Raw genomic sequence first — 26,536 nt, forward strand, 5'->3', positions numbered from 1 at the left:
CTCAACCCTTAGGGGGTAATTCAGATTATTCACTATTTTAGCATCGCATGGCTGCCTTTACTATTTATGTGGTTGAAGATGATGAATGGTATCGCGAACTTCTCGCGCATACACTTTCGCTGAATCCTGATTTTACCGTCCGTAAATTCAGTAATGCCACAGATTTTCTGAAATCCCTGGCAAATTGTCCGGATGTGGTTACCCTGGATTACCGTTTGCCGGATATGGAGGGAAATGAATTGTTAAAAAGGACACGTCAGCTTTGTCCGGAAGCCGAAGTGATCATTATTTCAGAACAGGATAAAATAGAAACGGCCGTGGAGCTCCTGACAATGGGAGCCTATGATTATATTGTAAAAACCCGGGATATCCGTGACCGTCTTCTCAATACAATTCAGCATATCCGTAATCATTCCTCGCTGAAACGACGGGTAGCCACACTCGAACAGGAAGTTCAGAAGAAATACGATTTTGGCACAGCAATAATTGGCGACAGTGAGCCCATCAAGCATATATTCAAACTGCTCACCAAGGCTGTAGACAGTAATATTACGGTAACCATTACCGGTGAAACGGGTACTGGAAAGGAATTAGCAGCGAAGGCCATTCATTATAATTCCAACAGGGCCGGCCATCCGTTTGTCGCAGTGAACATGGGCGCCATTCCTGCAGAGCTCATCGAAAGTGAATTGTTCGGCCATGAAAAAGGAGCATTTACCGGGGCCAGCTTCAGAAGGGTTGGAAAGTTTGAGGAAGCCGATAAAGGAACCCTTTTCCTGGATGAAATTGGAGAAATGGATCCAAATCTGCAGGTCAAGTTGCTGAGAGTTTTGCAGGAAAAGGAGATCGTGCGAATCGGCAGTAACAAACCCGTAGCTATCGACTGTCGAATTATAGTTGCTACACACAGGGACTTGTTCAAAGAGGTAAAAGAAGGACGGTTCAGGGAAGATCTTTATTACAGGCTGTTCGGACTTACCATAGAAATGCCCCCGCTGAGGAACCGCGATAAGGATATCATTCTTCTGGCAGAATATTTTGTGAATCAATTCAGTAAAAACAACGGAAAACCCGTCCCCGCAATTCACCCGGAGGCTAAGAAAAAGCTAATGAGTCATAATTACCCTGGAAACGTTCGTGAACTCAGATCTGTGATGGAGCTGGCCACGGTTATGTCTGACGGGCAACAGATTCTGGCCGATGACATCAACTTTCGGAAAAATGATGAACTGTACGAACCGCCGATGGAAGGACTCACATTGCGTGAACACACATTTAACATTATCAAGCTCTACCTGAAAAAGCACGACGACAATATCAAGGAAGCTGCACGCGAACTTGACATCAGCTATTCCACCATTTACAGGATCCTGAAAAAGGAGGAATAACCTTTCATTTTGCAAAAAATTTTCATTTTGCAAAAATTTACTGCCCTCTAAAATTTCGTTATACCCTCACTATCAATCAATTAACTTATTGGTATATCAGTTGCATATCAGTTGGCATAGTGAATAACACCGATATGGAGCTTACAAAGAGTTTAAAGGTACTGATCATAGAAGACGACATTTATTATGCCGCTATTCTGGAAAAGAACCTGAAGAATCATATGACACGTGAGGAGATTGGCCTGAATTACGATGTCAAGATATTTCAGCTGGCAGAGTCTGCCCTGCAGCATCTTGAAAAAGACACCGACATTGTAATCATGGATTATTACCTGGAAAATGATCTGGGAGAAATTCCCCTGGCAGGTATGGATCTTTTAAAGGCCATAAAGAATTACTGTCCGAATTGTAAGACCATCGTTGTTTCGGCCTCATCGGATCCTGCACTCACCATGTCATTATTTGATAACGGCATTTATGAGTTCATCCATAAAGACCGGAATGCCACTGAAAAAATTACAACAGTACTTCGAAAGATTATCGGAGACATTCTGTTGGAGCGCATCATGATCCTGGATGCCAAGTCAGGATCAGAACAAATGAATTAATTAAAAGCAAAATCCATAAACCATGAAAAGAATACATAAATTCATCGCCGTTGCCGTACTGGCAGCCCCCGCATTTGTAGCCTGTAACCAGGACAAGATTGATCAGCTGAGCAGTGAAAATCAGGAACTTGCAACACAGACCCAGAACCTGAACAAGGAACTGGAAGAATACATGAAGACCTTCAATGAGATTGAAGCGAACCTTCAGGAGATCAAAGCCCGTGAGGAAAACATCAACACGGCAACTTCTGATAACGTAGAGTATCAGAACAAGGATAGCAAGCAGGCTATTGTATCTGATGTACAGGCGATCAACACATTGATGGCAGAGAATAAGGAAAAGATCGCAAGTCTTCAGGACAAACTTGAAAGCTCGAATTCAGAATTCAAGAAGATGGTTTCAAACCTTAACTACCGCATAAAGCAGAAAGATGAGGAAATTGTTGCCCTTAAAACTGATCTTGAAACGCTGAACATTGAGAAAGAGCAACTTGCTAAAAATGTGGTGACGTTAACTTCACGAATTGACACCCTTTCACAGGAAAAAGAACAGCAGCTGGCTACTATCCAGGAGCAAAAGTCGAAGATTGAGAATCAGACTGAAGCCATGAATACTGCCTATGTTGCGATCGGATCTTACAAAGATCTGCGTGATGAGCAGGTTGTAGTTAAAGAAGGTGGTGTACTCGGCCTTGGAAGCACCGAGAAACTAAATGATAAGATCAACACTGAGGCATTCAGCAAGATTGATATCACAGAAGTAAGAAGCATTCCTGTTCTTGCAAAAAAGGTTGAGTTGGTTTCCATTCACCCTGCAGGATCATATGAATTCGAAATGAACGCGGAAGAGAAAATAGAGAAGTTGGTAATCCTTGATCCCGAGAAATTCTGGGCATCTTCGAAATACCTGGTAGTGATGGTTGAGTAGATCTGTTGATTGAAGTGATTCATATACGCGGGAAGGGCACGAAAGTGCCCTTCTTTGCATAAATTACCGTTAAAATAAATACGCTGAAGTCCTTTTTAAAGCACTGTAAGATATCTTACTTTTGTTTGGCTGCAGAAATTTTTTAACTATCCTCTGTATCCGTACATTATCCATACAAAACCACAACAGAAAATGCAAAAACACTCATCCATCATCCAACGATCTTTACGATATCTGATGCTTGGCATAATCGCAATTGCCCTGGTGGGAGGTTCCGGTTGTAAAAGCAAGAAGAAGGCAGCAGAAGCAGCTGCAGCCGCTGAAGAGAAAGCGCGAATTGAGCGCGAAATGGAAGAAAAACGTCGTGCAGAAGCAGAAGAAGCCGCCCGCAGAAAAGCAGAGGAAGAACGACTCGCTGCAGAGCGCGAGCGCGCCGCTGCCGCTGAAAACTCGCCGGAACGCCGACTTGAAAAATACTTCGACGCCATCGCATCCGGAACCGGATCATCCAGCAAAAGCATGCAGGAAGCCATGTCTCTCTTTGCATCTCCTGAAACTCCGGTACTCATTGTGATCAGCGAAGACGGAGGTCAGAAAGATTATGACCGTCCGACTACCATCAAGGAATACCTGAATTACCTTAAGGATACAAAGAACAACGTTAACCGGATCTTCGAGGTAAAATACGATGCCGCCGGTAAAATTACCGAACTGGAATTAATCAAAGAACTTTAATGAACCCGACTATCATGAATAAACTATTCGTCTTCTCATTCATTTGTCTGCTCACTGTTTCTGCTGGTCTTCAGGCCCAGACCGCCGATATCAGCCCACAGCGAAAGCAGGCAATCGACTCCCTTGCACTTGAAAAAGTTCGTGACCTCAGTAAGTATATCAGCATCATCGGCAATAAGGAAACTCCTTTCTCAGAAGCCCAGCGCGTGATGGACCGGGCTGAAGAGTTATTTGCCGATGACAGTGAAATTGGCGTTTCCTCGCTCACCACGCAGGAGATCAATTACTACAAGATCCGCCGCTATTTTGAGCGTCTAATGGCTCTGAACTACGACCGGGTGAATATCAAGTGGTATGATATCCATTATATCAGCGACCTGGAACGACAGCCTGACGGCCGTTATGTTGGTGTAGTTACCGTTTATCAGCGATTTGAAGGTGAGTCTGATGACGGACTATCCTACAAGGACACCACGAAAAAAGATATTACCATTTATGTGGAACGTAAAAAAACCCAGATTCAGGGACGCGTTATTGAGTTCTGGGACGTTCTTTTAGGAGATATTCGTGTGACTGAAACCACTGCATGAAATACATCATTTTTTTAGTGTCTTTGCTTTATTTTTTTCCTGCGGGTGCACAAATCGGTGACCCAATGGCAGACGAAAGCAAATTATATGCTGAAACCAAACAGGTAAACCAGTTTTTTCGGCGTTTCAATGGTGAAGAAGATGAAAAAGGAGAACGGTACTACCCCAAAGACAGGCAATACCGTTCTCCTGAACTTCGTCAGAAATACCTGGGCATCCTCTTTGATGCGAGCAACGCGGGAATTCCCCGGGATCGGAAAATAGAGTTTGCAAGGGACGTGATCAGTGACAATGACCCTGTATTCCTGGATTTTCATAATAAAGAGTGGTTTGCTGAAGTCACAACACTTTTCACTCTTAATAATCAGCTCAAGGAATTCAAACTTTTCATGGCATTGGAAAAAGACGGCCTGGGATATAAATGGGTGATCACCCGCGTCTGGTCGGAAATGTTTGAGAATTACATGGAAAGGGATACCACAGGTATTGGTAAGTTTCTTCACCCGATGAGTCATGAACTTGACTTCATGAATTTACGAAAGGCAATGATCGACCGGGACAGTGTAAGCCAGTTCGTGAAAAAGGAATACCAGCCTGATTATCTCACATTATTCCTGTATGAAATCAAAAAGGGCAATCTCACCTTTAAAACAGTAAAGGAAGTAAAATTTCACTTCTTCCAGGTGAAGGACTGGTATTTTCAGATTTCTGAATTTAACCGTACCGGCTACAATACAGGCTGGCTCATTTCAGACCTGGTAAAAGTTGAAGACCGTGACAAGGACATTATGCGCAAGTATATCTATCATGAAAAATAAATTTCTATTGCTGGCATTCATGCTGCTGATAGGTCCTCTCACCCCCATCATGGCACAGGAAGAGGAAGAGCAGAAAATCAGGGATATCGTTAGTTTCCTTGAATATATGCTCAATACGCTGGGTGACCCCCAGACCAGTGCGCGTGACAAGGACGTGATCGTAACGGAAAGTTATTCCAAAATATTCCGTGACGGTACTGTTCAGGTAGAGGATGACCTTGATGAGAACAGGGACGTAGTCACAAATAAGGATGTTCAGGCATACCTGAAGGATGTAAACTTTTTTTTCAAGACCGCACGCTTCGATTTCGAATGGCAGGATATGGAAGTGAGTGAAAATGAGCAGGGCGAAACTTACTATAAAGTTTCGCTTCTCAGGAACCTTCAGGCAATAAGCGTCACGGGTGATACCATTAATCAGACCCTCCCCCGTTTTGTCGAAATCAACCTGAATACAGATGCGCAGGACCTTCGTATTGCCAGTATATACACAAATGAACTGAACCAGGATGACGTATGGATGAACTGGTGGGATAATCTCTCGCTGGAATGGCAGTCCATCTTTAAGCGTGAAACCGGCAGCATTGATGATCTCGAACTCAGCCAGATCAAAAAACTCGCAAACATCGAGGAATTAGACCTGGAAGGGAACCGTTTTATCGTGGATGTGGAGCCACTGAGCCGTATCAGTCAGCTGAAAAACATTAACCTTTCCCATACCCAGGTAACAGACATATCGCCCATCAGGAATCTGAATAAGCTTCAAAGCCTGGATATATCCCATACTGGTGTTTCATCCATTGATGCACTGAAATATGCCCGCTCGCTGATAACGTTTCATCTTGATCATACACCAGTTCAGGATATCGAAGTCATTGGACGAATGCCAGCACTTGAAACGCTTACGATGAACGGAACATTCGTTACAGACTTTTCCCCGATTGCAAGTGCGGTAAAACTAAAACATCTGACATGCGCTTACACAGAATTGAGTGACTTCAGCTCACTGAATTCCCTAACGTCACTTGAGACACTCAATATAAACGGCACCGACCTGGTCTCAGCCGCGGATCTTTCTGGCCTTCAGAATTTGAATGAATTATATGCCGACAGCACGCTGATAACTTCATTGTCGCCGCTTTCTGCATTGAAAAAACTGGCTGTCTTATCGGTTAATCACACAGGGGTGAATGATCTGGGATCCCTGTCGGATCTAAAAAGTCTTAAACGCGTTTACTGCGATTATTCGGGAGTGACCCTTACAGAGGCCCGGTCATTCATGGATAAAAATCCAAAGGTCCTGGTGGTTTTCGAATCGGAAGACCTCATTACCTGGTGGGATCAACTCCCCCCGGAATGGAAGGATGTCTTTATTTCCTATGTATCCATCGGCGAAAATGCCGAGAAGGAAGAGCTTGCCAACATGGTTCGCCTCGATAGTCTGGATATTTCCGACAATATGTATATCCAATCCTTTGAGCCTTTGAGCCGACTTATCAAACTGGAATATCTCAATGCAGCCAACACCGCTGTAAACAGTCTTTCTCCGCTTTCAGGAAAGAAGGATTTACATTACATCGACATATCAGGAACACAGATCACAGATCTTTCCCCGCTCGAGGATCTTATTAACCTGTCCATTATCAGGGCTTCTAAAACGAATGTTTCGGAGCTAGGTCTGGTACGAACACTTCCACAACTTGAACTGATCAATGTGGATGAGACCGGGATTTCTGATACTGCAATGATCACGATGGCACGGATGCGTCCGGAAACCCTGATCATTTACAAAACCCGCAGGCTGGAGACCTGGTGGTCCCAGCTGAACGACGAATGGAAACAAATCTTTTCCAGTCAGATGACTATGTCAGCAACACCTGACACGGAGGAATTACACCGGCTGATCAGCCTGCATTCAATTAAAATTTCAGATGCCTCAATTGCAGATATTCATCCATTGAAGGAGTTTATCCGGCTGAAAGAACTCAAAGTTTCAGGCACACGGATTCGTAGTTTATCCCCTTTATCGTTCCTGTCGTCCTTGGAATCACTGGATGTTTCCAGAAACCCGCTGGAAGACATCACTGGCATAAAAAGTCTGAGTAATCTTCATAAGCTCGATATTTCCAATACGCCGGTAGATGATTTAAGGATACTATCCTCCCTGTACAGAATTGAAGTGCTCAACTGTTCCGGCACACAGATCAAAGGGCTGGACGGATTGGAACGGCTCAGCGCGCTGAACAACCTGGATTGTTCCAATACCTCGGTTAAGAAACTGGATCCTGTCTACAATCTTGGACTGGAGATACTGAATTGCTACAATACCCGTATTTCCAGTAAAAGGATTGATGAATTCAAACAATTGAATCCCGAATGTGACGTTAGTTTTTATTGATGGCAAAACGTAAGCTTACACCGGCACAAAAACGAAAAAGGAGAAAAAGACCAGCAGGTAGCACAAGGAGGAAAAACTGGAAAGTAACCCTGCTAAAATTCACGCTTGCTGTATTTTTTCTTGGCATACTGGCTGTTGGCGGACTGGTATTTCTGGTCTGGTCGGGCGCGTTTGGGAAGTTGCCCACACGGGATGCGCTTAGCAAAGTCGATAACTATCAGGCCACCGAAGTATACAGTGCAGATAAGGTACTTCTGGGCAGATACTACATACAGGAACGAACGCTGAATGATTACGATGAGATCTCCGAAAATGTCATTAACGCGCTCATTGCAACGGAGGATGTGCGGTTCTTTGAACACGATGGGGTTGATTACCGAAGCCTGTTCCGCGTGGGAATACGTACGATCCTCCTGCAGGACCAGAGCAGCGGCGGTGGAAGTACGATAAGTCAGCAATTAGCCAAAAACCTGTTTCCCCGCAGCAACCGCGGACGGTGGTATATGCCGGTCATTAAAATCAAGGAGGCGATTATCGCACACCGGCTGGAAGATATTTATTCCAAGGAGGAGATCCTCACCCTGTACCTGAATACAGTCCCCTTCGGAGACAATGTTTACGGAATTGAAATGGCATCACGCCGGTTCTTTAATAAGCCGGCAAGGAGCCTTGCCTTGCAGGAAGCCGCTGTACTGGTTGGCATGCTTAAGGCGAATCACTCCTACAATCCGCGGCTTTATCCTGAACGTGCATTGGAACGACGTAATGTGGTGCTGGCGCAAATGGTGAAATACGGATATATCGATCAGCTTACCTATGACAAACTGGCTCCACTGCCCATCGAGCTGAACTACTACAGGATCACCCATAATACCGGACTGGCGACTTACTTCCGTGAATTTCTCCGGCCCCAGCTGGAAGAATGGTGTGCCAACAATGAAAAACCCGACGGGTCTCCTTATAATCTGTATACCGATGGTCTGAAAATCTATACGACCATCGACTCAAAAATGCAGCGTTACGCCGAAAATGCGGTTTCAACACAAATGAAATCATTGCAATCAGTATTTGATGAGCACTGGAATGGAAAGCCGTGGAAAAATAACGTGAGCGTTCTGGATGCCGCTTTGATGCGCTCCTATCCCTACAAGAATTTCCGGAAGCAGGGAATGTCATCCCAGGAAGCAATTCAGGCAATGACTGAAAAACGGCCCATGAAAATATTTACCTGGGATGGTGAAAAGGAAGTAGAATTCTCATCGATCGATTCGGTAAAGCACTACCTGAATTTTCTTCAAACAGGATTGCTCGCCATGGACCCGAATAAAGGGGACTTGCGAGCATGGGTTGGTGGAATAAATTTTGAATATTTCAAATACGATCACGTAAATGTTAATACGCGACGTCAGGTAGGCTCTACATTCAAGCCGTTCGTTTATGCAACGGCTCTTGAAGAAGGGATTGACCCTTGCACCTACATTTCAGGAGAGCAAATCCAATATACCAACCTTGCCAACTGGACTCCCGGAAATGCGGATCCCAGTGAAGACGAAAATAAATACAGTTTCGCTGGTGCCTTATCCAAATCGGTGAATACCGTGAGTGTGAAAGTACTGGAGGCTGCAGGAATCGACAATACGATCGAGCTGGCTAAAAGTATGGGCATTGAATCCCCGCTGCCGAACGTACCTTCCATCGCTCTTGGTACAGCAGATATTTCATTGCTCGAAATGGTGACGGCATACTGTTCATTTGCTAATGGCGGCAGAAAAGTTGAACCCCGATATCTTCTCGAGATCAGGGATCAGGATGATAACCTGCTGGCTGAATTTCCTTATAAACGCAACAATAAAGATCGTGTGATGTCGCAGGAAACATCTGCCATCATGATCGAATTGATGAAGACGGTTACCAATGAAGGCGGCACCGCCTCCAGGCTCCGATGGAAATATGGTCTTCAAAATGATTTTGCAGGTAAAACGGGAACCACGCAGTCCAATGCCGATGGCTGGTTTATCGGATTCACCAGGCGCCTCGTGGTCGGGGCATGGGTAGGTGCGGATGATCCGGCGATTCGATTCAGATCAACAGCACTCGGCCAGGGGGCTAATACAGCGCTGCCAATATTTGCATCACTTTTCCAGCAATTGAATAAGGATGAAGCATTCCGTCAGGAAACGCGCATGAAATTTCCCCCTCCTTCAAACCGCGTAATGCGCATGATCAGTTGTCCACCTATCAAAGAGGATCTTTCGCTTGCCGAACGCCTTTTTGGCCAGGAACAAACCTCATCTGAACAGCGGGAACGATCCTTTGGTGAAAAACCTCAGGTTCAGCGCGAGCGTACATTCTTTGATAAGATCGGAGATATCTTCAAGGAAAATAAAAAGAAGAAGCGCAAGAACTGATCAGATCGTCGACTCGTCAAATAAAATATGACGATTCAGCATCTCATGTAACGTTAAGAATGTTTCCGTACGCTTAATGTGGCTTATGGTCTCCACCTGATCATGCAGGATGGTTTTCAGGTGCATATTATCACGGGCATGCACCTTGATGAACATATTAAATTTGCCGGTGGTATAATGTATTTTTACTACTTCCGGGATCAGTTCCAGTTTTTCAAATACAGCATCAAACTTGCTGGTCTCGTCGAGATGAATTCCAACAAAAGCGGATACAGTCCATCCCATTTTAGCGTAATCCATACTTAGGGTGGTGCCCGTTACCATTCCTGCATCCATCATTTTCTTCATACGCAAGTGAACGGTACCGCTTGAAACACCTGCTTTTTTGGCCACTTCAGTATAGGGCATTTGGGCATCCTTCGAGAGTTCTGAAAGGATTTTAAGATCTACTTTATCGAGTTTCTTAGCCATTTAAGCTGTATTCGTTGTTGAGCATGACAAGATAGTAAAGAATTTTGGTATATATAAAGACTCTAATACGAATAAAAAAACCCTGTAGTGAATACTACAGGGTTTGTGCGCACGAAAGGAGTCGAACCTTCACACCCGAAGGCACTGCCGCCTGAAGACAGCGCGTCTACCAATTCCGCCACGTGCGCGTTTTTGTAAGACGTTGCAAAAATAGTGTAATTAATACCAAAAAGTAAAACCCGCCGCTTTATTTCTTTCTGGGATATGCAGGAAACAATCAGACCCGAATCTTTATGCCGACTGTTTTTTATAGAACCAGATCGCAAGGAAGATCACACCGGCAAAAAGTCCGCCGAGGATCAATACCCGTATAAACATATAGTCGATCAATTCCCTGACCATCTCACCGGACTGATTCATCATGCCTGTTGAACCTGAGGATACATCCGTAGTGATCGCCACACGCTGGTCTTCCACAAAATTTTGAATACCCAGCCGTTCCTGTCGAACTGCATTTAAAATTTCGATGCGTTCCTGGGTCAGAGCCTTTAATGTCTCTATGCGTTCCTGCCGGATCATGTATAAAGTTACGCGACGCTGATAGTCCAGGTTTGCAAGAAGTGTATCCCGGTTTTCTTGTATAATGTCTTCAGTATTTTCAAGCAGACTGGCACTGGCATCCAGCATTCGCTGCATATCAGTCAGCAGGGTCATCATGCTGTCGGCCTGCAGTGCACTAAGTCTTTTATCCATTTGCCAGACCACCTGTTTAGGCATATTTGCTGAAAAATATTCGAGCTGATTTCCCATATACCGCATCAGGTCCGGCATTGATAAGATTCCTCCCTTGATACCCAACTGATCGGAACTGATCCAATTTGAAATTTCAAAAATGATGGAACGACGGCTCAGATAATCATCCTGTACAGGATACCGGGAGGCATATGTTCGTAAGCTTGCCCTGTCTTCATCAGAAATATACTTGCTTAATCCGTTTATATAGCTGGTTACATACTCAGTGAATAAGGATTGCATTTCAGGACAGGCCAACCCGTAAATTTTGCTGCATTGCTCAGATTCAAAATAATCAATCAGCTGATAACAGAGTACCCAACTATCAATGGCTGCAGCCAGCGGATCAGGATGAATGCTTGTTTCGGCGATCGAACCCAGCAACAAGGATTTCAATGCGATCTGGTTCATGCGCATTTCTGATGAGGGCTCATCTTCAATTAAACTGTCAATCTTCCATTCAATACGCTTCGAATACACCGTAAGCAGCTCATGCATATTCATGGCGATATAATTGTTGTTTAGCTCAAATTGCTTTCGCTGACTCTCCTGAAGTCTTTTCTCCTTCCTGCTTTGTGCATTTACGGAACACGGCAGGCTAAAGCCAAGAATGAATAGTAGAATGAAAGGCCAAACTCTCATAAAAAGGGGCGTTGATTGCTAACGGATCAGAATTTAAGAAAATGATCCCGGAAATCTTATGATATTCCTCAATAAGAATGAATCAATTGAATCGCAAAATGATCTTCATTCCCGGCCACAAAAAAACCCCGTAGCGTATGCTACAGGGTCGTGCGCACGAGAGGAATCGAACCTCCACGGCCGCAATGGCCACCAGGCCCTCAACCTGGCGCGTCTACCAGTTCCGCCACGTGCGCAGGTAGATCTTGTTTTCAGGGTGGCAAAACTAATACGAAAAAATATTAATACCAATAGTTTTCATTTCTTCCAGAGCGTATCCAGAAAATTACGTTCTGAATCAAAAAAGTGTTCCACGACGGTAAATCCCGATGCGGCAGCAAGTGCATCCGTTTCATAGGGATCAAATTTTCTTGAGATTTCCATATGTATGGGTTCCCATGGCCTGAATTCAAATGAATGCTCTCCAATTTGTACCGTTTGTTGCTTCCGGCTAATCAGGTAACTCCTCGCCTGCCCCGAAATGGGATCATAAACGGGATAGTGTGAAAATGCATCCAGATCAAAATTTCCCCCAAGCTCGCGGTTTATGCGGTCCAGTAAATTCAAATTAAAAGCGGCCGTAACTCCGCTGGAATCATCATAAGCCGCCAGGATTTTTCGCGGATCTTTTTTTAGATCAAAACCTATGAGGACCATATCGCCGGGATGAAGGGCTTCATTCAATTCAGAAAGAAACACCACGGCACGATCATCTGTGAAATTTCCAATATTTGACCCCAGGAACAAAACAACATTTCGCGTTGATGCATTCTCCAGCGCTTTAATCGCACTGAAATACTCATTGCGGATTCCTGCAACATGAAGCCCGGGCAATTCTTTCAAAAGATTTTCGGTAAGACTGGAAATCGCATTATCCGAAATATCGATCGGACGGTACGTAAAACGGGCGTCTTGCTCAACCAGCTGCCGTAACAGCACTTTTGTTTTGAACCCATCCCCGGCTCCAAATTCAAGCAGATTAAAAGGAGATTCATCTACCCTGATTGACCTGCATATTTGCGCCTTATTGGTATCCAGCACTTCATATTCACTGCGGGTCAGGTAATATTCATCCAACCCCATGATCTGCTGAAAGAGCCGGTCACCCTTTGAATCATAAAAGTAGCGGGAAGCAAGTTGTTTTGGCTTGGAAGAAAGGCCGGCTATGACGTCCTTTTCAAACTGTTGTATCATTAATTCCTGTTATTGATAGGCAGCGAGTCGAACACCGGAAAATAGCCATCGATGCTGCGGTTGAAAAAAATTCCGGTAGGTTGCCCTGATATGGTCGCCTGGGGTAGCATATGAACCGCCCCTCAGTACCATCTGATTTACCATAAACTTACCATTATATTCCCCTACGGCTCCTTCCGGTGCCTTGTAATACGGATATGGAAGATAGGCACTTGACGTCCATTCCCAAACGTCTCCGTAGAATTGATGGCCGGACTGCCCGACTACCATGGTCTGAAGATAATTGGATTCGAAAAAATTACCCACGCCGGCATCCCCGTGCGAACGACAGGCCACTTCCCATTCAAATTCTGTAGGCAGCCGGTATCCCGCCCATTTGGCAAAAGCATCGGCCTCAAAATAATTGACATGTTGTACGGGGGCATTCATGTCAACCGGAAGCAACCCTCCGTTAAGTGAATAATTCATCCATCCCTCATCGGTTATATGCCAATGGAACGGTGCCCGTACCTGGTTTGCATTTACCCAATCCCACCCATCTGAAAGCCAGTGACGGTAGTTGGTGTACCCGCCGTCGGCCATGAATTGCAGGTATTCACCATTTGTCACCAGTCTGTCTGCAATTCGTGCCCCATGAAGGAAAACCTGATGCCTGCCATGTTCATTGTCAAAGCTGAATCCTTCATTCTCATGCCCGATCATGTGTAATCCCTCATCGATGTCAAGCCATTTCATTTCAGGACTTGTCTGAAGTTCATAACTTCTGAACTCCCGGTACGCAGGGAATAATGGATTCGTACCAAGAATATATTTTATGTCATACAGAAGTAATTCCTGATGCTGCTGTTCATGGTTCAGACCCAGCGCAAGCAGTTTGAGTAACTCCGGACCGGGATCTGCCTCGAGAAGCGCGGCCATTTGTTCATCCACATAGTGACGGTAATCTAGAACCTCATCCACTGTCGGACGCGTGAGATTTCCGCGATTCGTTCGAATAATTCTGGCTCCTTTTCCCTCATAATAACTATTAAATACAAAAGCGTAGGTATCATCGTAAACCTGGTAATCCGACTTGAGTGGTTGAAGTATGAATGCTTCAAAGAACCATGTGGTATGACCCAGGTGCCATTTAGGCGGACTCACATCGACAATAGGCTGCACGACATGATCCTCAGCTTCAAGCGGCTTGCAAATTTCCTCGGAACGTTGCCGCACGAGAAGGAACTTGGTAAAGGGAGATGAATCAACTGCTAACATAATTGGTCCTGTTACTTTATAAAGTTAAGAACCAGCAGTTTGTTTAAACAGAAATAAGGAAACTTTATGATTGACTCAGTGATGTTTCGCGATCTCAACGGTATGTGAACGTTGATGTGCCTTCACAGCGGCATAGAAGAATACCCCAAAAAAAATCGCCATCGACACTATTGCTATGAGAAACATCACTTTAACGGTTAGAATTGTTATCAGATCATACAACTAAGTTAGTTCATGAAGATACTAAGAAAACATTTTTTTTCCGGTTTTAGTTTGACTATGGTACCACATTTGTAAGATGTTGAGCAAATTTGAAGGATTTCTTTCTTCAGCCGAACCGTTCACAGCATGTTACGTGTTAGTAATGGCGGAAAACGTATATTTGGGAAAATTTTTGGAAAAAATTTAAACGTTTAAAATGAGAAGTAATTTAATGAAAGTGGTGGTTAGCCTGCTGATTTTCATATCAGTTTCTACCACAGGAATGTCGCAGGAACAGTATTCTGAAGGCGGTACCCCGCAAAACTGGTTTGTACTGGATCCTGCGAAGGATAAGGTTCAGGGATTGAGTGTGGATGAAGCTTATAGTTTCCTGAAAGAAAAAAAGCGCGAGTCAAAATCTGTGATTGTAGCAGTAATTGATTCAGGTGTGGATATTGATCATGAAGATCTGCAGGGAAAGATATGGATCAATGAGGATGAAATTGAAGGGAACGGAATCGATGACGATAACAATGGTTACATTGATGACCGGTATGGCTGGAATTTCATTGGCGGTGCCGACGGAAATGTGGAGCAGGATACGCATGAAATGACTCGTGAATATGTACGCCTCTCTGAAAAATTCGGTGATATCGATGAAAAATCTGTAAAGAAGAAAGACCGCGCAGAGTATGATTATTTTCTCAAGGTAAAGAAGGACTTTGAAGAAACATATGAAAAGGCTGCATCACAATATGCTTTTTACAATGGATTGTATAAGAACGTAGTGCGTTACAATAACCTGTTGAAAGCCTATCTCGACGTTGATACATTGAGTCTGAATGACCTGAGAGGCATCCGGTCTCAGGATTCCACGATTTTGGAGGCAAGAAACCTGGTTGGGATGATCTTCCAGCAGGTTGGCGAAGATGTAAACTTCGAAGACATCGCTGTTGAACTTGAAGGTGCTGTAAAATATTTCGGTGATCAGGTAAACTATGCTTACAATACCGACTTTGATCCGCGCACGATCGTAGGTGATAATTATTCAGACCCGAACGAGCGCATTTACGGCAATAACGATGTAAAAGGTCATGATCCCAGCCATGGTACGCACGTTTCAGGCATCATCGCGGCCAACCGTGATAATGATCTGGGAATCCAGGGTATCGCGGAGAATGCAAAAATTATGGTGGTTCGCGCAGTACCAGATGGCGACGAGCGGGACAAGGACGTTGCAAATGCCATCCGGTATGCGGTAGACAACGGTGCCAGTATCATCAATATGAGTTTTGGGAAATCTTATTCCCCTCAGAAGGAAGTGGTGGATGCAGCAATCAAATATGCCGAATCGAAGGGAGTACTGATGGTTCATGCAGCAGGGAACAGCTCGAAAAATATTGATAAATCGGACAATTACCCGTCGCGGAATTTTAATGATGGAAAGTCGGCCGGAAACTGGCTGGAGATTGGTGCATCGGCTGCCGGGGACAACAGTGATTTTGTGGGTAATTTTTCGAATTTCGGAAAGAAGACCATGGATGTATTTGCACCCGGTGTAAATATTTATTCCACTACCCCCGATAATTCTTATGAAAGTTATAATGGAACCAGTATGGCCGCTCCTTCCACAGCGGGTGTAGCAGCAATGCTGATGTCATACTATCCTGACCTCACTGCAACACAGGTTCGTGATATTCTGAACAAATCCTCCAGAAAATTTGATAACCTGAAAGTGAAAAGACCCGGTTCCGAGGAATTGGTGGACTTTTCTGAACTTTCCATCAGCGGTGGTCTTATCAATGCGTATGAGGCCGTTAAAATGGCGGAAACGCTTACCATTGGCAAGAAGGATTAATTTGTATATTGTAACCTAAAAGGTAAACTATGTATTCAATTTTAACGCATACCCATTCAGGACTCAGGTGGATCGTTCTTATCACCCTTTTGATCGCAATTGGTAATGCAATTGGAAAGACCAATGGAAACAGACCATTCCTGCGAAGTGATAAAAGGCTGTCATTAATGGCACTCGTTTTCACACACCTGCAATTGGTGCTTGGCCTGATTCTTTACTTCATCAGCCCTAAAGTTGTGTTCTCGGTTGAATCAATGAGTAATGACATACTCAGATTTTTCCTGGTCGAGCATATATTCATTATGATCCTCGCCGTCCTGCTGATAACCATCGGTTACAGCAGGTCGAAACGCGCCATCGATGAAGGCAAGAAATTCCGGAATATACTGGTATTTTATCTTCTTGGTTTGCTGTTGATTCTCGCAGGGATCCCATGGCCATTCCAGGATTATGGTACCGCATGGTTTTAAAGAAAAGGCTACCCCACAAGGGTGGCCTTTTTTTATAATCGAATCACTTATGCGACCCCCGTTTTACAGGGGTCGTTCTATAGGACGGTCATTTTCTCACATATGCGACCCCCGCTATCGCAGGGGTCGTTTTGCTTTACGATGATTTACTCACTTATGCGACCCCCGTTCCACAGGGGTCGTTCTGTTTTATGATCATTTGCTCACATATTCGACCCCCGTTTTACAGGGGTCGACTTGTATTGCACCAAAATAATGTTGGAATTTCTGAGATAACACATAGTCACGGGTGGGCCACATCTGTGTGTCGCGTTGCATAAATTAAACCGACCCCTGAACTAGAGGAGTGGATTTGAAAGAATAAAACGGTCAAGAGTCTAATGCCAACCGTGGTAATTGACCCATGCGTGAGCGTGGGTCACATATGTGAGATATATGGCATTCAGTCAATCGACCCCTGCGGAGCGGGCGGTCGCATAAAAAACCTGCAACCCTTCAATTATTCATTCTTTCAAAGCAGCTTTTCGCCGTGCCGCTTGTTCCTGAGAGGAAAGTCCGGTTTCATTCCTAAGTACGGCCCTCTCCCATTCACCATACATCGGATTGGGCAACATGACAAAGCTATTGAGCAATTCCTGGCGGTACTGATCCACCAGGCCCTTCCCGTAATCAGCTCCCCGTGCATCAAATACCTGGTTGAAATCGGTAAGATTATCGCCCACATACAGCAATATTTCATGGGAGTCCTGTACCCGTTTCCGACGTTCAGTCTTATCGGAGCTGGCCGACCGGAGAAGTACGTGTTCATCCGTAACCTGCGGAAAACCCAGTTCTTTCAGGTTCTCCATTGTTGACTTCTGCTCAGTTGTTTTTCGGTTGGAAATATAAAAGACATCAATGCCCTTGCTCCTCACAAACGCAACAAACTCCAGGGCTCCGGGAAGGGCCTCTGCCCTGGCCTGATCTGTCCAGTCCTTCCAGGTGGAGGAGGAATACGTCCTGCCATTATGAATGAGCCAGGCCTGGTACGGACTGTTATCCAGCAGTGTTTCATCAATATCAAATACGATTGCCGGATTGTCATAATTCTGAAGGGCCAGTTTCTTTTCGAGGATCATCCGGCCATATTGATATGCCTGGTAATACGCGGCTCTCATCTCTGCAGATGTCTGAAACCATAATGTGGCTCCCATGCCCTGTTCGGCCAGTGCCTGCTCATAGGGATCAGATGATGTGGCGACCTTGCTGCTCCCGCACGAAAAGAACACAATACTCGCAAAAAGGATAATCGAAGGTAAATTTGTAACTTTCATGTATGATTCGGATTAGTCTTTTGATGCTGTTGGTGCTTCTGGGAATTCAAGGGTTTAGCCAGGTTGAACATAATTTCAAAATGGATCCTGAAAACACCGATTGTCACCTTATCAAAAACGAAGATAAGACTCCGGATGAACTTATTTCGGAAATTACGTCAAGAACATTCCGTTATGTACAGCGCATCAACATTTCGCGGTACCGGTCACCCAGATCACTTTACTACTACAGCTGTGATGGCCAGTCGGGTTACATTATTGCCGTCATCAATGAATCTGAATCGGTTCTCTTCACAGACATACAGCGTACCACCTGGGACGAGATGCTGGAGACCCGCGATATACTTGAATATTATAACGGGCAGTTTCTGAAGAACCATTCCCCTTTTACGGGTAAACCCGGGTAGCAATTACTGCAGAAAAAGATGGGCAAGCTGCTAAAGGGAATCGTTGGTATGACGTCTATCTGAATAACAAAAAAAGCCCCGGAAGAACCGGGGCTGGGAAATCAACAGTTTCAACTGTCAGAAATGACTATTGCAAAATCAGGGGAAAGGTCACATCCACATCCGTCTCACCATCAGCCGATGTGCTGGTGGCGGTTTTCAACCCGGGCTGGTGCTTCAACACAACCCGGAATGTTCCTGTCGATGCAACATCACTGGTCGTCCATGAGGTTAGAAGTCCCAGTGGAAGGCCATTGGTATCCTCATCATCATAATTAACGGCATCCGCTCTGCTGTCGATGTTACCATTGCCATCAGGGTTTGCGAACACGGTTTCTGAGAATCCAAAGAAGATCATGTGTTCATCCGCTTCTTCGCTTACCTCCTCTGTGATATCCTCAGCAGGTGTCTCGAGGGTATTGAAAAACTCGATTGAAAGCGAATATGACTTTGAAGCATCCAGGACAACATCATCCACCGTAGGTGCATTTCCACCTTCGCCATCTGCATCCAGCCATTCCGCCGTTACCACATCACCCGCATCCTGGGTATTAGTGAAGGTAAGCAATACCTGGGTGATCTCTTCCTCTACGTTTTCCACTGGCGGAACATCATCGTCGCCACAGCCGGTGAATGCAAACAACATAACTGAGAGTACGAAAAATGAAATGAGTCTTGTCATAGTTTTTAAATTTTTGACAAAACTATTCAATATGCAACATTGTTGCAAGTAGAATTAAAAATTATATGTCAATTTAATGTGCAGGTTTATTCCGGCCTGGTCGGCAAAGTATCGAAATGAATCTGTATTGAGCCTGTAGGACTGGTTCAGCAGATTCTGAACCTGAAGGGAGTAATCGAATCGGTTCCATTTTCCGAAGATACCCGCACTCACAAGCATTACCCCATCCGGCGTTTCTGTAAAATCAAAATTGCCTTCGGAAACTTCGGGAGGATTTCCCTCCAGAAAATCACTTACCGGGATAACATCCGGCGCCATGAACTGCCGGAACAAATAGGTAAATCCGGCTTTGAACTTCAGGTCATGCTCACTCCCGAATGAGGGTGAATAAACCAGGTTGTAATCAATACGTACCGGCGGCATCTCCACAAAATAATCCTGTTTCGAAACGTCCCTCGCATAAAGAAAACTACCTTTCGCCTCGCTCATCCATTCACTGCTATGAGTAAACCGAGTGGTAAAATCGATACCTGCCAGCATGGCGTCGGTTTGTTCATAAACAAAAAACGGGAAGGCGCCTCGAACCGTCAGGGTGATCCCGGCCGGTGTGGCATAAATAAAATTTCGGATATAATTCACGTAACCAGTAATCTCCATTTCGGTAGAACCTTTAGAACGCGTGAAGGTATTTACCCATTTGTAACCGATCTCAGAAAAAATATCCTTTTCATTTTCATCCAGGATCACGTCTGTATCGATGGTCCCGTCTTCCTGTCTCTCATATCGGAATAGGCCGTATTCAATACTTGCCTGATGCTTACCAAAAACATATAACTCAAAGACATTGGGGGGGCGCCAGGCAGTTCCAATATTACTCCTGAAATTCCAGTTACTACTGAGCTTTCGGTACCACCCCGCGGTGGCAGAAAAATTCTGGAAACTCAGCGTACTTGCATAAACCGAATTATCCTGTTCCCTTCCCCGAACCGAAACGTACTGGTAGTCATAGCGAATGCCAAAATCAAATTCATTTTGCCCCTTCGACAATGATTCAATCAGATAAATTCCGAATCTGTTCAGGTTGTAATTCGGTATAAAGTTCACGGTATTCGTGCCCGGAATGTTATTATTATCCTGGTATGTCCATTGCATACCCATCCGTCCCTCAAAGGCACCTACCGACGGGTGCAGCCAGTCGATATCCAGGCTATTGCTAAAAAGTTCCAGGTCGATGGACGGACGTTCATTCAATACTCCCCTTCTTACATCATATTCCTGGCGGAGGTTCCGCTGAAAAGCGTACGTAATTTCGAGGAGTTGGTCCTTCCCGTGGATCTGGCCATTGAGCTTCACCATATCATGGTCGACACGCTGCCTCGGGTTGTTAATCTCATAGGAGAAGGGATCTACAATCAGGGGGACATCACTCTCGATAGCATTGTTCAAATCTTCCAGGCTACCAGTAACGGAGCTCCGTAATACGCCCAGCTCCTGGCTGAAGTGACTGTAAAGCAGGCGTAAATCAAAATTCGGACGGTGATAGCGAATCCCTCCAGCTGCGGTCCATTCCCGCTTACCGGTATTGGTGAGCATGTAGTCCGGTGCTCTCCGGTCACCTTGCAGCGTATAACCTCCCTGCGCCATCCATGAAATACGTTCACCACCCTGTCTGATCTCCCCATTGGCTTCCACTCCCCTTCCATTGGACTGATACTGCATCCCAATCTTACCCTTTAATTTCTCATGGAGTTCCATGGTCGGTCCGTTTAGGAGAATTACTCCTCCCAATGCTTCCGGACCATAACGAACGGTTCCGGCACCTTTTACAACAGAAACGCTTGTCGCCAGTTCAGGGTCAATTTCCGGGGCATGTTCCTGCCCCCAATTCTGGAATTCGTGGCGGACGCCATTATTAATGATTACAACCCTGTTACTATGGAGTCCGTGTATCATGGGCTTTGAAATATTCTGACCCGTGGAAATGCTGCTAACCCCGCTGATGTTTGCCGTGAGATCCGCCAGGTTACCTGTATTCAATTCTTCATAATCCCGCCCATCGATGGACTGTGAGGAAATGGATTGCACATATTCCTCCAGTTTATCAGCTTCAACAACCACACTTTGGAGGGTATACGCATCAGGAGCCAGAAATATCTCAGGAAGCTCATGATGAACATCATGATGATGAATCACTTGTTTATACCCCACATAGGTAAAAATCAGATCGAATTCGGTTTTACAAATATTTTCAATCCTGAAATATCCTTTCTCGTTTGTTGAGGCTCCCTTATTTGTGCCATCAATATGTACGTTGGCAAATGGAAGCGGTTCACGCGAAGAAAGGTCATAAACGGTACCCTCCACCACATAATCACACTTATCCTGTGCAATGGCAGAGGCAACATTCAATAGCAAACACAACAGTATGATGAACCGCATGGTGCAAAAATAGCAATTGTGCAACTGTGTTGCATTACTATTTTTTTGATTTTCGATCGTCGGTTGATTCAGGTTTCGAGCGGGGCTTCTGAGCAGGTTTTACCGGGGCTGGTTTCTTTTGGTCAGGTCCGGCACCCGGTTCCCAGGATCGGATATGCAGATCCCGTTGCGGGAATGGGATTTCAATTTTTGCTTTGGCAAGTGCATCGTAGACTTCGGTTAAAATTTCGCTCCGCGTTGCAAGCCAGCTATCAATATCGGAAGTCCAGAATAAAACCCTGAAATCAAGCGAACTATCTCCAAATCCATCAAAGAGAACCATTGGTTTCGGAAGTTTTAAAATTTTATCATGATCTGCCACCACTGCGGCCAGTACTTCAATAGTTTTTGTGGCATCTGAACCATATGCCACACCTACACGTACTTCTGCACGTCGATGTTTATTGCTTAGTGTCCAGTTCACGACCGAATTGGAAATCAAATCCCCATTAGGGACAATGACCTCTGCTCCGTCATAAGTTTTGATCACACTGGAACGAATACCGATGTCCTTCACTATTCCCATCGTCTGCTGAACCTCCACAATATCTCCCGACTGAATGGGACGTTCGAAAATGAGAATCAGACCAGAAATGAGGTTATTAACTATATTTTGCAGACCGAATCCAATACCAACACTCAGTGCTCCCAGAATGATTGTAATTTTATCCAATGGAATGCCGGACACCGCAAGTGCCAGCAAAAAGCCAAGTGTTATGATGAAAAACCGAAGTATAACTGAAAGGTTGGCCGTTCTTTTCTGACTTCGGTAAAACGACTTATCTTCAGATAGGAATTTTATTGTGGAAGATAAATTTGTGGAAATCAGAAGGACAATAACGAACAGGGCAATACCACCTACGGTAAATGTCAGTTCACCAATTGTCCGATCTGTAGTGAGAAATAGCTCAATACTCGCCTTAATGTCCGCGTAAACATTAAAATTACGCAGGAAGGCAATTATAAATAATATGAATAGTAAGAAATAAATACGGTTATGCCATTTTTCCCAGAAGTCATTCAGCTTCGCCGTGTCACTTGAAAGACGCTGGAAATAGGGTCGTCTTCGAAGAAATTCAATAAGCTGATCCATCCAGCTGGCCAAATAAATCAATACCATTGCAATAGCCAGGGTCTCACCCACACCATTTATCAGGATCCTTCCTAATGTGGGCCTGTTGATGAAAACAAAAACCAATCCCGATACAGATATGCAGCTCAGGATCCAGTTAAATACTTTTATCCAGTTCCATCGGATTTGAAAGTACTTTCTTACCGAACTCGTGAGAAGAACATAGGTAAATACCCCCGAACAAAATATCAGAATAAAACTTGAATATCCGGAAACTGGCAACAGGAGGTTTTGAAACTTGAGAATTAGAAAAGCAAGAAAAAATACCAGGTAGCGCCTCAGCATATCCCGCTCCATTGTTTTTCTTAACAAAAACAGGAAAGGAAAATATGTTGACAGAATGACAAAGTCATACATAAGTGTCGTTGTCGGTGGCATAATCACGGGAAAAAGCGCTCCACCAAATACTGCTGCCGTGGCAAGCGGACTTAAATACAAACTTGTGAATTCATCCTCTGCATCTTCCTTTCTTTCTACGCTTCTGATTTTTCGTATTGAGTACCATATAATAACCAGGCAGATAATCAGAATTCCGGTCCTCGAACTATTATCCCGAAAGAATCCAACAATCCTCCAGACGGTGTTACGCACCGTGGAGGACATATTCTGAGATCCTTCACCCGATAATGAAAACTTCCATGTACCTGATTCTCTTTTCGTCACATTACTCCAATACTCACGCAGGTACAACCGAAGAGACTCAATCCGATTCAATGTTTTTGCATAATCCTGGGAAACCGTATATTCCAGGTTCAGAATTTCTTCCAGCTTTTGATCAACCCGTTCACTTAGGCTATCAGCCTTGTCAATAATAGGAACAAACCGGTTGTTGTAATAATCAAGTTCCCGCTGATTCAGCCCTGTAACATTCACCGCCATCTGCTTTTTCATCCTGGCAATATCGATCTTGTAATTACTCAACTGTTTTGTTAGGGCAGTGAGTTGATTCTGCCAGGTATTCAGTTCATTGTGCCGCCGTTCAAAAATGATGATCAGATCATTAACTCTACTAAGACTCAATTCGGTTACAGAGGCGCTGTCAATGGTAAAATATTTGTTAAGCTGTTCGTGTAGAATGTTGAAATCCTGCCGGATACGTTCTGTCTTGAAATCAGAGGCTAGGGCCCTGCTTATTTCACGCAGCTTCTGGGAGCCTTCTTCATATGCAATAATTAAATCCGAAGCTGTCTTCGGTCCGGGAACACTGGAAAGCGAATCCGCTTTTTGAGAAAACGAATTTTGAAATAGAAAGAACAGAGAAAGAACAATGAGTATTATTGCCCGCATAGGTAAATCGTGATGTCCGTTCAAATTACATGGTTTAGAAGTAAAAGCCAATACTTACAAAACTATTCCAGGAATTTGAACCATTAACATGGGCGATTCCTGCTGATACCGGACCCAGAATTGTGACGTAGGATGCCATCACACCGTAACTCCATATTTCATGCTTACCATCCGGAAAATCATAATTGCCGTCCTCCGTATCGCCGTAGAACCATTTCATGGGATAGAGCGCGTTGGCATACTGACTAACCACCTGCAGATATAAATTAGAGATGGGTTGATACTGTATGGAAATCTCGTTGTAATACATGTGATCACTTATATACATAAGCTGTTCGGAGCCCCAAAGCTGCCAGCTGTTTCGAAGCTGCGGACGGAATCCACCTACGAATTGCTGGTCGTTAATGAAAGGAATTATACCTATAAGGGGGTTCGACCTGTCGATAAAATTCATGACCATCGCATTCTTAAGTCCAATTGAAAATTTGGAGGAAAGAAGCCAGTGATTTTCCTGATGAATTTCGAATGTCAGGAAATTTTCTATATCAAGTGGAAGTTCCACTGTTCCCAGCGAATCACTTAATTCAATGTTGTATCGTTTTGGAAAAGAGTATTTTATATATCCACCATAGACAGCACCTTTTGTTGGAAAATACCGGGCATTCAACGAATTGTAGTCAGCAAAAGTCTGTACGCTATAACTGCGCCAGTCAAATCTGTTCAAAAAACGCAGTTCCTCTCCGGCTACTTCCGGCTTGAGGAGGGAGGATTCGTACTGAAAGAGACCGCCCCATTGATAATTTCGTCGTTTGGAATTTATTATTGTAAAATAGGGATTCAGGTAACGATTCCGGAAAATGCCCTCCTGACGGTCGTCTGAATCTACGATGGGCACGTCACTGCTGCGGTAATTTATTCCGGCCTTAGCAATCCAGTTTTGCCGTGCCCCCATATACTTCAGGAAGTTGGCATCACCGCGGGGATTTTCAGCCAAATCAAACTCGAGCACAAGCCGACTCGCAGGCAGAAGGTTCCGCTTTGTAAAATTCAGATTGATTCCCGCCCCATTTTCATTGTCATAATGGAGGGCCAGTTTGATCTGCGCCTGTGGTGCCTCTTCCACGGTAAGTATTAAATCATACTCATCTCCGTTGGGCATCATTTCATAGACCACTTTATCAAAATTCCTGGATCCGAACAGGACGTCTACACGATCATCAATATAACCAATTGATACAGTTGAGCCTTCGTCAATCCGCAGTCTTCCTTTTACATAGCTGTCGGGTGTATGGATATTATTTCGAATGATAATATTTGCTATCCTGAACGAATCTGGTCGGACAGGAATCAGTTCATTAACATCGAATGGAACGAGTCCGAGCGAATCCGCCAGGGCCCTGAGTGCCGGCCGGGCTGCTTCTGCCGCGGCTTCACCGCTCCGGATAATGGCCGGCGTATCTTCAAATCCCATAGTGCTGAATGATGAAATATCAGGTTCAATCAACAGGTCGCACTTTTTCATTTGCTCCTCAGAATCCAGTGCGCTCATAACAAAGGCGGATTGAGAAAGGACGTCCACCGCAGATTTAAGTTCTTCCTTCTTCAGAAGACCTCCACTTACAAAAACACCAATGATAATATCTGCTCCCATTTCCTGGCACTCCGGAACGGGAAAATTGCGAACCAGTCCCCCATCAACCAACAAGGTATCATTCCGTTCAACCGGGGTGAATATCGAAGGAATGGCCATACTAGCCCTAATAGCCATCGGAAGGGATCCGCTGCGCATCACAACAGGTTGTCCGGTAGCAATGTCGGTACCCACGCACGCAAAGGGAATAGGAAGTTCATTAAAATCGTTGATATGATGCACATGGCGTGTGAGTTTGGACAGCAGCTCAGACAAACGCTGACCGTCGATCAGTCCCTGCGGTAACTCGATCTTCCCCTTTTTTAATCCCAGTTCAATCAGGTAACGCTCGTAATAGGCCTTTTCCTGATAATTGATCTGATTCATCGAGGTATTATTGCTCAGCAACTCATCCCAGTTGATGGCAAGGGCAATTTCCTCAATTTCAGAGGCCGTATAACCAGCAGCATACAAACCACCAACCACACTTCCCATGCTCGTCCCCGTTATATAATCCGGCCTGATACCCAGGCTTTCAAGTTCTTTAAGTATGCCAATATGGGCCATTCCCTTGGCGCCACCCCCACTCAACACCAACCCGATTTTTGGTCTTTCTGCAGACTGAGCAAATAACCCGCCGACAGTGAGGGTAAGCAGGATCAGGAAAGACATAAATTTCATAACATCAAAATATTTTGGACTAGTAAGATACAATCACTAAACATAATAATTTCATTCAGGTTGAGTGATTCTTCCAAAAATTCAACCAAT

At 44.6% G+C, this 26,536-nt stretch carries 20 protein-coding genes and 2 tRNA genes; 11 read left to right on the plus strand and 11 right to left on the minus strand.

Translation table 11 applies throughout. The annotated features are described in order from the left end of the window. Positions 1-47 precede the first annotated feature (47 nt). From LDX50_RS11460 to LDX50_RS11495, 8 genes are all read left to right on the plus strand, one after another. Positions 48-1,388, plus strand: a complete 1,341-nt coding sequence (locus tag LDX50_RS11460; RefSeq protein ID WP_225698587.1) for a sigma-54-dependent transcriptional regulator — start codon at positions 48-50, stop codon at positions 1,386-1,388. A 134-nt stretch (positions 1,389-1,522) separates the two neighbouring features. Continuing rightward, the gene (locus LDX50_RS11465; RefSeq protein ID WP_225698588.1) at positions 1,523-1,996 is read left to right on the plus strand and encodes a response regulator; all 474 of its coding nucleotides are present in this window, start codon (positions 1,523-1,525) and stop codon (positions 1,994-1,996) included. Between the two features lie 22 nt (positions 1,997-2,018). Further along, positions 2,019-2,924: a Cbp1 family collagen-binding glycoprotein adhesin gene (locus LDX50_RS11470; RefSeq protein WP_225698589.1), complete on the plus strand. Its 906-nt coding sequence runs from the start codon at positions 2,019-2,021 to the stop codon at positions 2,922-2,924. A 192-nt stretch (positions 2,925-3,116) separates the two neighbouring features. Next, positions 3,117-3,659 (plus strand): nucleoid-structuring protein H-NS, encoded by a 543-nt coding sequence (locus tag LDX50_RS11475; RefSeq protein WP_225698590.1) that lies wholly within the window; start codon positions 3,117-3,119, stop codon positions 3,657-3,659. 14 nt (positions 3,660-3,673) lie between these two features. Continuing rightward, positions 3,674-4,249 (plus strand): hypothetical protein, encoded by a 576-nt coding sequence (locus LDX50_RS11480; protein ID WP_225698591.1) that lies wholly within the window; start codon positions 3,674-3,676, stop codon positions 4,247-4,249. A 65-nt stretch (positions 4,250-4,314) separates the two neighbouring features. Beyond that, on the plus strand, positions 4,315-5,067 hold the full coding sequence (locus LDX50_RS11485; protein ID WP_225698592.1) for a hypothetical protein: 753 nt from the start codon (positions 4,315-4,317) through the stop codon (positions 5,065-5,067). Beyond that, a complete protein-coding gene (locus tag LDX50_RS11490) occupies positions 5,057-7,465 on the plus strand; it encodes a leucine-rich repeat domain-containing protein (protein WP_225698593.1) in 2,409 nt (802 codons plus the stop codon). Before LDX50_RS11485 ends, LDX50_RS11490 begins: the two co-directional genes overlap by 11 nt. Then, entirely contained in the window at positions 7,465-9,873 is a 2,409-nt protein-coding gene (locus LDX50_RS11495) for a penicillin-binding protein 1A (RefSeq protein ID WP_225698594.1), read from the plus strand. Before LDX50_RS11490 ends, LDX50_RS11495 begins: the two co-directional genes overlap by 1 nt. On the opposite strand, the gene LDX50_RS11500 is transcribed toward LDX50_RS11495, so the two are convergent. From LDX50_RS11500 to egtB, 6 genes are all read right to left on the minus strand, one after another. Next, on the minus strand, positions 9,874-10,344 hold the full coding sequence (locus LDX50_RS11500) for an Lrp/AsnC family transcriptional regulator (protein WP_225698595.1): 471 nt from the start codon (positions 10,342-10,344) through the stop codon (positions 9,874-9,876). A gap of 106 nt (positions 10,345-10,450) precedes the next feature. Continuing rightward, positions 10,451-10,532 (minus strand) — tRNA-Leu (locus tag LDX50_RS11505). Positions 10,533-10,635: 103 nt separating this feature from the next. After that, the gene (locus LDX50_RS11510; protein ID WP_225698596.1) at positions 10,636-11,778 is read right to left on the minus strand and encodes a hypothetical protein; all 1,143 of its coding nucleotides are present in this window, start codon (positions 11,776-11,778) and stop codon (positions 10,636-10,638) included. Between the two features lie 151 nt (positions 11,779-11,929). Further along, positions 11,930-12,014, minus strand: a tRNA-Leu gene (locus LDX50_RS11515). A gap of 61 nt (positions 12,015-12,075) precedes the next feature. After that, positions 12,076-13,011, minus strand: a complete 936-nt coding sequence (egtD, locus tag LDX50_RS11520) for an L-histidine N(alpha)-methyltransferase (protein WP_225698597.1) — start codon at positions 13,009-13,011, stop codon at positions 12,076-12,078. Positions 13,012-13,020: 9 nt separating this feature from the next. Further along, positions 13,021-14,268: an ergothioneine biosynthesis protein EgtB gene (gene egtB, locus LDX50_RS11525; protein WP_225698598.1), complete on the minus strand. Its 1,248-nt coding sequence runs from the start codon at positions 14,266-14,268 to the stop codon at positions 13,021-13,023. A gap of 418 nt (positions 14,269-14,686) precedes the next feature. On the opposite strand from egtB, the gene LDX50_RS11530 reads away from it, so the two are divergent. Further along, positions 14,687-16,327 carry a S8 family peptidase gene (locus LDX50_RS11530; RefSeq protein WP_225698599.1) on the plus strand — a complete coding sequence of 547 codons (1,641 nt, stop codon included), beginning with the start codon at positions 14,687-14,689 and terminating at the stop codon, positions 16,325-16,327. A 29-nt stretch (positions 16,328-16,356) separates the two neighbouring features. After that, complete coding sequence (locus LDX50_RS11535; RefSeq protein WP_225698600.1) at positions 16,357-16,797, plus strand: cytochrome B; 441 nt, start codon at positions 16,357-16,359, stop codon at positions 16,795-16,797. 503 nt (positions 16,798-17,300) lie between these two features. On the opposite strand, the gene LDX50_RS11540 is transcribed toward LDX50_RS11535, so the two are convergent. Continuing rightward, entirely contained in the window at positions 17,301-18,110 is an 810-nt protein-coding gene (locus LDX50_RS11540) for a 5'-nucleotidase, lipoprotein e(P4) family (protein WP_225698601.1), read from the minus strand. Positions 18,111-18,112: 2 nt separating this feature from the next. Here LDX50_RS11540 and LDX50_RS11545 point away from each other — a divergent pair, with 2 nt between their 5' ends. Further along, positions 18,113-18,517, plus strand: coding sequence for a hypothetical protein (locus LDX50_RS11545; protein ID WP_225698602.1), 405 nt, complete (start codon positions 18,113-18,115; stop codon positions 18,515-18,517). Positions 18,518-18,644: 127 nt separating this feature from the next. On the opposite strand, the gene LDX50_RS11550 is transcribed toward LDX50_RS11545, so the two are convergent. The 4 genes from LDX50_RS11550 to LDX50_RS11565 are packed head-to-tail and all read right to left on the minus strand — an operon-like array spanning position 18,645 to position 26,446. Then, positions 18,645-19,238, minus strand: coding sequence for a hypothetical protein (locus tag LDX50_RS11550; protein ID WP_225698603.1), 594 nt, complete (start codon positions 19,236-19,238; stop codon positions 18,645-18,647). A gap of 54 nt (positions 19,239-19,292) precedes the next feature. Next, complete coding sequence (locus tag LDX50_RS11555) at positions 19,293-21,677, minus strand: TonB-dependent receptor (protein ID WP_225698604.1); 2,385 nt, start codon at positions 21,675-21,677, stop codon at positions 19,293-19,295. 37 nt (positions 21,678-21,714) lie between these two features. Next, positions 21,715-24,135 carry a mechanosensitive ion channel family protein gene (locus tag LDX50_RS11560; RefSeq protein ID WP_225698605.1) on the minus strand — a complete coding sequence of 807 codons (2,421 nt, stop codon included), beginning with the start codon at positions 24,133-24,135 and terminating at the stop codon, positions 21,715-21,717. A gap of 34 nt (positions 24,136-24,169) precedes the next feature. Continuing rightward, positions 24,170-26,446, minus strand: coding sequence for a patatin-like phospholipase family protein (locus LDX50_RS11565; protein ID WP_225698606.1), 2,277 nt, complete (start codon positions 26,444-26,446; stop codon positions 24,170-24,172). Positions 26,447-26,536 lie beyond the last annotated feature (90 nt).

The organism is Fulvivirga sedimenti, assembly GCF_020328055.1.

What these genes read in the sequence shown, in the direction of transcription:
- LDX50_RS11460 (WP_225698587.1), top strand. Translation starts at nt 48, where the DNA reads ATGGCTGCCTTTACTATTTATGTGGTTGAAGATGATGAATGGTATCGC.
- LDX50_RS11465 (WP_225698588.1), top strand. Translation starts at nt 1,523, where the DNA reads ATGGAGCTTACAAAGAGTTTAAAGGTACTGATCATAGAAGACGACATT.
- LDX50_RS11470 (WP_225698589.1), top strand. Translation starts at nt 2,019, where the DNA reads ATGAAAAGAATACATAAATTCATCGCCGTTGCCGTACTGGCAGCCCCC.
- LDX50_RS11475 (WP_225698590.1), top strand. Translation starts at nt 3,117, where the DNA reads ATGCAAAAACACTCATCCATCATCCAACGATCTTTACGATATCTGATG.
- LDX50_RS11480 (WP_225698591.1), top strand. Translation starts at nt 3,674, where the DNA reads ATGAATAAACTATTCGTCTTCTCATTCATTTGTCTGCTCACTGTTTCT.
- LDX50_RS11485 (WP_225698592.1), top strand. Translation starts at nt 4,315, where the DNA reads ATGGCAGACGAAAGCAAATTATATGCTGAAACCAAACAGGTAAACCAG.
- LDX50_RS11490 (WP_225698593.1), top strand. Translation starts at nt 5,057, where the DNA reads ATGAAAAATAAATTTCTATTGCTGGCATTCATGCTGCTGATAGGTCCT.
- LDX50_RS11495 (WP_225698594.1), top strand. Translation starts at nt 7,465, where the DNA reads ATGGCAAAACGTAAGCTTACACCGGCACAAAAACGAAAAAGGAGAAAA.
- LDX50_RS11500 (WP_225698595.1), bottom strand. Translation starts at nt 10,344, where the DNA reads ATGGCTAAGAAACTCGATAAAGTAGATCTTAAAATCCTTTCAGAACTC.
- LDX50_RS11510 (WP_225698596.1), bottom strand. Translation starts at nt 11,778, where the DNA reads ATGAGAGTTTGGCCTTTCATTCTACTATTCATTCTTGGCTTTAGCCTG.
- egtD (WP_225698597.1), bottom strand. Translation starts at nt 13,011, where the DNA reads ATGATACAACAGTTTGAAAAGGACGTCATAGCCGGCCTTTCTTCCAAG.
- egtB (WP_225698598.1), bottom strand. Translation starts at nt 14,268, where the DNA reads ATGTTAGCAGTTGATTCATCTCCCTTTACCAAGTTCCTTCTCGTGCGG.
- LDX50_RS11530 (WP_225698599.1), top strand. Translation starts at nt 14,687, where the DNA reads ATGAGAAGTAATTTAATGAAAGTGGTGGTTAGCCTGCTGATTTTCATA.
- LDX50_RS11535 (WP_225698600.1), top strand. Translation starts at nt 16,357, where the DNA reads ATGTATTCAATTTTAACGCATACCCATTCAGGACTCAGGTGGATCGTT.
- LDX50_RS11540 (WP_225698601.1), bottom strand. Translation starts at nt 18,110, where the DNA reads ATGAAAGTTACAAATTTACCTTCGATTATCCTTTTTGCGAGTATTGTG.
- LDX50_RS11545 (WP_225698602.1), top strand. Translation starts at nt 18,113, where the DNA reads ATGATTCGGATTAGTCTTTTGATGCTGTTGGTGCTTCTGGGAATTCAA.
- LDX50_RS11550 (WP_225698603.1), bottom strand. Translation starts at nt 19,238, where the DNA reads ATGACAAGACTCATTTCATTTTTCGTACTCTCAGTTATGTTGTTTGCA.
- LDX50_RS11555 (WP_225698604.1), bottom strand. Translation starts at nt 21,677, where the DNA reads ATGCGGTTCATCATACTGTTGTGTTTGCTATTGAATGTTGCCTCTGCC.
- LDX50_RS11560 (WP_225698605.1), bottom strand. Translation starts at nt 24,135, where the DNA reads ATGCGGGCAATAATACTCATTGTTCTTTCTCTGTTCTTTCTATTTCAA.
- LDX50_RS11565 (WP_225698606.1), bottom strand. Translation starts at nt 26,446, where the DNA reads ATGAAATTTATGTCTTTCCTGATCCTGCTTACCCTCACTGTCGGCGGG.